Origin of the sequence: Methanospirillum sp. (genome assembly GCF_028679455.1) — an archaeon.
Lineage (GTDB): Archaea > Halobacteriota > Methanomicrobia > Methanomicrobiales > Methanospirillaceae > Methanospirillum.
In genome coordinates this window covers 1-5,573 of record NZ_JAJRBM010000117.1, presented here as the reverse complement: position 1 = coordinate 5,573, position 5,573 = coordinate 1, and the positions used below count along the sequence as shown (strand labels likewise).

The window sequence follows — 5,573 nt, the reverse complement described above, 5'->3', positions numbered from 1 at the left end:
GCTCATCACACATGTCTGAATAAGGGCTAGTTATCGTCCTGGTTGTATCGCTTAGTTTATTATGGTGGATTTTGATGTCCTCATTGTCAATATTGCTCTCCCTGGCATCGCTAAATTTTTGATGTGTCAGCGGTTCCTGCCTCCTGGGTGGTGACTGCATATCTGATCATTCTGGTTGGTCTGCTACCGGCAGTGGTGGGGATCGAAATATGGGGGATATTGGACGTTCTTTCTGATTGGGCAAGCAATCAATGCTCGGCTCTTCATTCTGTGGGATGGCTCCCTGGTTTAAACTGCTTATTAGATTCAGGGTGATTCAGGTTGTGGGTGGAATAATTGGTGTGACACTTGGGTCTGGATGGTTACTTCATATCTGGGATCGCAGGTTGGGGGTATGACCCTTGATTTCGTTACCCTGTTTGTCTTGCTTGAGGTGTAATTCACTCTTCTGTTTTTGGGTTTGTGATCGGTCCCTGCTCATATGATGCAGGCAGGTGAATTGACTCCCGGGTTTCAGGCTGCTTTTTCGCCTCCATGATACTATCTGTTATTGGTCTGATCCTGATTTTTACATTCATAGGTCGAAAAGTGGGATGGTGCCTATGATTCTCTGATTTAACCTGTGATGGTGAAGGCAAAAAGGTCCGCACCTCATAGTAGGTATACATTCGGTATCGAATCCTGATTAGTTGTCAGCCACATTCGATTCCTGATTGGTTAGTCCTTCGGTGAGAATTGGGTATCGGCTTGACAATGCATTACGTTCGTTACTTTTTTCAGTGATCCACCGGTTGATAAGATTTATTTTATGGGCTAGGCATTGTTCTCCGGTTAACCCTTCCTCAGGAAGGCAAAATGAGCCGACTGCTTCTTTTAATTGGGTAATCGCCACAATCTGTCTGGATAGTTGAACCCACTGTGAACATATTTCATCGGGGACGCCCTGTGTTTTTGCTGCCTCTACCGCAGCATACAGGGACTCTTTCCAAGAGAAAAAATCTGTGATTGTATCGGTAAACTCTGTATCTACAAATGGTTTGGGAATGAATCCATCAACTTGTTCACCGTACCTGATGACTTCATCTGCCTGCAGCTTCTTTGCTGATACCATGATTATGGGGGTATCACGGCCATGTGGCAGGGCTTTGATATGATCAAGGGTGTCCCATCCGTCAAGGGGTTCCATCATGATATCAAGGAGGAGCAGATCACATGGTTCTGCCTTGAGTCGGAGTATCCCGTCTACCGGGTTATCTTCAATGATACATTGATATCCATAAGAAGTCAGAGCATTATTCATCAATTCTCTGAATACCGCTTCATCATCAATAATCAATATCTTCTTTGCCATGATCCGTGTGAGGTCTAACTGCTGACACACTCATTCTCCGTCTCCATTTTTATACTTACTGTCAGGCGGCTTTGGGAAGAAAGATCCCGTGCCTCATATCTCCAAAGGTTAGAAGAAAAGAACAATTATTCCCCGTGGTCTGGATTTTCTCCCGCTTTGATCCGGTATCCTGCTGCCGGAATAACGAGTTCAAATCGTGCTCCTTTTCCAGGCTCTCCACACTCCCTGATGAAGATTCCGGTGATGGAAAGGATCTCCCTGGCAAGGAACAACCCCATCCCTTTATTCCTGTGATAAGTTTTCTCAAAAATTAATATTTTCTTATCTTCAGGAACGCCTTTTCCGTTATCTTCGATAAACAGGGACAGTGTCTCTGAGTATTCCTGGTATGTCAGTGACAAATGGGTTGCCTGCATACTATGATCGATAATATTTTCAAAGATGATGTAGAAGACATGCTCCAACAGGGGATCTGCATAGCATTCCAGGTTCTCAACTGTCATAGTCCGGGTGAGATGCGAGAGATTCAGGTGAGAAAGGGCGATGAGCATGGTCAGGGATACATCATGCCATTTTGGAGGCTGGGTTCCTATCTGCTGATACTCTTTCACACTTTGGAGGATGGTATCGCTCTTCCTGATTAACTCCTCAACAGTCGTAATATATGATCCTAGATTGTCATCCTCATTTCCTTCACTGATCAACTGGATGAATCCTATCAAGGCAAAATTTGTGTTGGTAATCGCTTGAAAGGTAACGTTATTTAAATATGCTAGTTTATCCTGTGCTTTTTTGGCGATGATTTCTATTGTTTTCAGTTCAGTATTGTCCTGAATGCTACCGATACTATAGAGGGGATTGCCTGATTCATCAACCACAATCCGCGAGATATCCTTTAACCATAATTCCTGACCATTTTTGTGGATGTATCGGTATTCAAGAAGGCAGGTGCCACCGCCCTTCATTATTACTGTACGTATTTGCTCTATTACCTGGAGCCGATCATCAGGATGAATCATTGCATAAAATGCATCAAATGAGAATTTCATCGTTTCTTCAGGAGTATACCCATTTATTGCAGTGATTGCCGGACTGACGTATTCATAGGTACCAGTCTGATAATTTTGTTTGTACAGGGCAACTATCGAATTCTCCAGTACATTCTTGAACTGGGCCTGACTCTCCAGCAGTTCCTGTTCTCTACTTTCAAGAGCCCGATAGTTTCGATGGAGTTCTTCTTCAGTAGCTATGAGTTCCTGATTTATTGCCTGAAGTTCTTCGTTTTTCTGCTTCAGTTCGGTGATCTGCTCCAGTAATTCAGGGTAGTAACTCTTCCGGTGAGATGTAGATCCGAGGCCGATGATTTTTTTCCGTTCATCTTCAGAATTATCAGTCATAGATCATTGAATCATGAGTTACATACCCTGAGGTTCAGAGATTAAACCTGGAGTACGGTAATGTATGAATAGAATTCAAGGTTTTTACTTTTTTCGTAGGATTATAGTTATCTGGCACTTCTCTGAATATCCTGAAGAGATGAGCCTCCTTGTGATTACTAAAAATAGAATATGAACGGAACGTTACCAGCTACGTGACGGTAATGTATCCGCTCTTTTCTACGTTGCCAGAGGAGAGACTGTTCTGTGCCGAGAGACGGATTGAGTAGGTTCCTTTGGTTGTGTAAATATGAGTCACATTTTGCATGACTGAAGTACTCCCGTCTCCGAGATCCCAGAACCAAGATGTTGGATTTCCGGATGAGGTATCAATAAACGTTACCTGTAAGGGAGCAGTCCCGGAGGTCTGGTCAGCCGAGAATGATACTGTTATTGTTCCTGGAACCGGAGTCGGTGTCGGGGACAGAATCACGCCAGCGGTTACGGTCACTGCGTTATTCAGCGTCGCAATACCTCCGGTCAGATCGTTCATTGCCTTCAGCGTGACTGAGTAAGTTCCGGGAATTGTGTAGGTATGGACTGGATCCTGATCGGTTGATCTCTCCCCATCACCAAAATTCCAGGAGAACGAAGTCGGGTTTCCAAGCGACTGATTCGTGAACGAAATCGTCAGGGGAGATGCTCCCCGGGTGGTATTCAGAGTAAAGAAAGCATGCACCTGTCCCGGAGTCGGCTGGCCGAACGTTGCAAAGGTGTGATTCCCGGCAATCGTTGAGAACGTCCAGTTACTTACCGAGCCAACCAGTACGTCATCGACCGAGACGTTTACAAGGTCAGCACCCGGTTTGGCCTGTGCCAGGTATGTGGCATTCTTTCCCTCGATGTATGACCGGTTTCCGCCAGGATAGGCAATCGTCCATGAATCTACGGTGGCATTAACCGGATACCTGGCGGTTATCAGCGTGAGCCATACATCAGAAAGACCATGATTTCCTACCACATTTCCATCCTCGGAGTAGGTATATCCACCGACCAGATATTCCCCGGATGAGGCCGTAATTACAGAATGCCCCAACTCCGTAGAAGACCCGCCAAGACTCTTCTCCCATTCCAGGGTGCCGGACGGAGAAAGTTTCACAACCCAGTAATCATTACTCCCATGATTTCCGGTAACGTTCCCGTCATTTGAACTTGAATACCCTGCGATCAGGTATCCATTGTCAGCAGTCTGAATCCCCGACCGGGAATAATCCAATGAAGATCCACCAAGACTCTTCTCCCATTCCAGGGCACCGGAGGGGGTAAGTTTTACGACCCAGTAATCATAAATCCCATGGTTTCCGGTAACGTTCCCATCATGTGAATTTGAATATCCTGTGATCAGATACCCGTTATCAGCAGTCTGAATCAATGCTCGCGCTAAATCATCATCTGACCCTCCAAAACTCTTTTCCCATTCGATGGTTCCGGAAGAGGATATTTTTACGACCCAGTAATCCATTGCTCCATAGGTATCAGTGACATCCTCATCATCTGAACTCGTATACCCTGCAATGAGGTACCCATTATCATCAGTCTGGATAGCTGATTGTCCACCATCAAAATTAGTACCCCCAAGACTCTTCTCCCATTCCAGGGCACCGGAGGTAGTAAGTTTTACAATCCAGTAATCAGCATATCCGAGGTTATCAGTGACATCCCCGTCATCTGAATAGGTATATCCGATAATCAGGTACCCATTGTCAGCAGTCTGAATCACTGACCGGGAAAAATCCATTGAAGATCCACCGAAACTTTTCTCCCATTGAAGGGCACCGGAGGTAGTAAGTTTTACGACCCAGTAATCAGCAGATCCGTGGTTATCAGTGACATCCCCGTCATTTGAATAGGTATATCCGACGATCAGATAACCACCATCGCTCGCCTGGACTGCTGAAGATGCATAATCATAATCTGATCCGCCAAAACATTTCTCCCATTCGATGGTTCCGGAAGAGGATTTTTTTACGACCCAGTAATCAGCAGATCCGTGGTTATCAGTGACATCCCCGTCATTTGAATAGGTACTTCCAATAATCAGATAACCTCCGTCAAACGTCTGAATCAGTGAATGCGCCTCATCGTTAGAGGATCCCCCGAAGCATTTTTGCCAGGTGAGTTCTGTACTGGTATTATTTTTACCTGATTCATCAGCATCTTCCAATACATTATTCCTGAATTGTTCTGAAACAGATGATTCAGTTATATTCACTGAAAGAACTGTGTTATTATCAGTCACCCATTGTTCAGGATGGAAATTATTTATTTCAAAGTCAGGTTCATCCATTTCAGGTATATATCGGAATTCTGCTTCCGGTGAATGGTTCAACGTGTAGTTTTTGGACATGCTTACCGATGTATTCCCTGACAAAACCGGTTCATCAGCAGAAACCACCCCCCAAACAAGGACTATTACCAGGCCGCAGAACAGTATGAATATTTTGCCGCTGATCTTCAGGTCCCTTTTTTCCTCATTTTGTTTCATCCAGATCTCCCCCCATGTATAACTTCATCCACCAGTAATTCTGGAACCAGGTAATGATGGGAATCTACTCAAATTACTAAATAATATGCTTTAATTATAATGTAATTATCATTCCGGTTTGATGCAAATGCAATAAGCGGTCGTAAAATATAAAAAAGAAGATTTATGATGTAATCTCTGGGATTACCTGACAGATAGATACTCGCTCTTTTCCATGTTTCCTGATGAGAGACTGTTCTGTACCAAGAGCCTCACTGAGTAGGTTCCTTTGGTTGTGTATATATGAGTCACATTTTGCATG

At 44.4% G+C, this 5,573-nt stretch carries 4 protein-coding genes; all 4 read right to left on the bottom strand.

The features are described 5' to 3' along the window. Window positions 1–685 precede the first annotated feature (685 nt). The 4 genes from LUQ50_RS04040 to LUQ50_RS15920 all read right to left on the bottom strand — a co-directional run bounded on the left by LUQ50_RS04040 (window position 686) and on the right by LUQ50_RS15920 (window position 5,572). The gene (locus LUQ50_RS04040) at window positions 686–1,351 is read right to left on the bottom strand and encodes a response regulator (protein WP_300036556.1); all 666 of its coding nucleotides are present in this window, start codon (window positions 1,349–1,351) and stop codon (window positions 686–688) included. Window positions 1,352–1,476: 125 nt separating this feature from the next. Continuing rightward, a complete protein-coding gene (locus LUQ50_RS04035; protein WP_300036554.1) occupies window positions 1,477–2,748 on the bottom strand; it encodes a PAS domain-containing protein in 1,272 nt (423 codons plus the stop codon). 190 nt (window positions 2,749–2,938) lie between these two features. Continuing rightward, on the bottom strand, window positions 2,939–5,272 hold the full coding sequence (locus LUQ50_RS04030) for a PKD domain-containing protein (protein WP_300036551.1): 2,334 nt from the start codon (window positions 5,270–5,272) through the stop codon (window positions 2,939–2,941). Window positions 5,273–5,455: 183 nt separating this feature from the next. Further along, window positions 5,456–5,572, bottom strand: a complete 117-nt coding sequence (locus tag LUQ50_RS15920; protein WP_367278954.1) for a PKD domain-containing protein — start codon at window positions 5,570–5,572, stop codon at window positions 5,456–5,458. Window position 5,573: the final 1 nt, after the last annotated feature.

Bases quoted from the DNA above. Each gene is read 5' to 3' on its own strand.
- LUQ50_RS04040 (WP_300036556.1), bottom strand. From the start codon at position 1,351: ATGGCAAAGAAGATATTGATTATTGATGATGAAGCGGTATTCAGAGAA.
- LUQ50_RS04035 (WP_300036554.1), bottom strand. From the start codon at position 2,748: ATGACTGATAATTCTGAAGATGAACGGAAAAAAATCATCGGCCTCGGA.
- LUQ50_RS04030 (WP_300036551.1), bottom strand. From the start codon at position 5,272: ATGAAACAAAATGAGGAAAAAAGGGACCTGAAGATCAGCGGCAAAATA.
- LUQ50_RS15920 (WP_367278954.1), bottom strand. From the start codon at position 5,572: ATGCAAAATGTGACTCATATATACACAACCAAAGGAACCTACTCAGTG.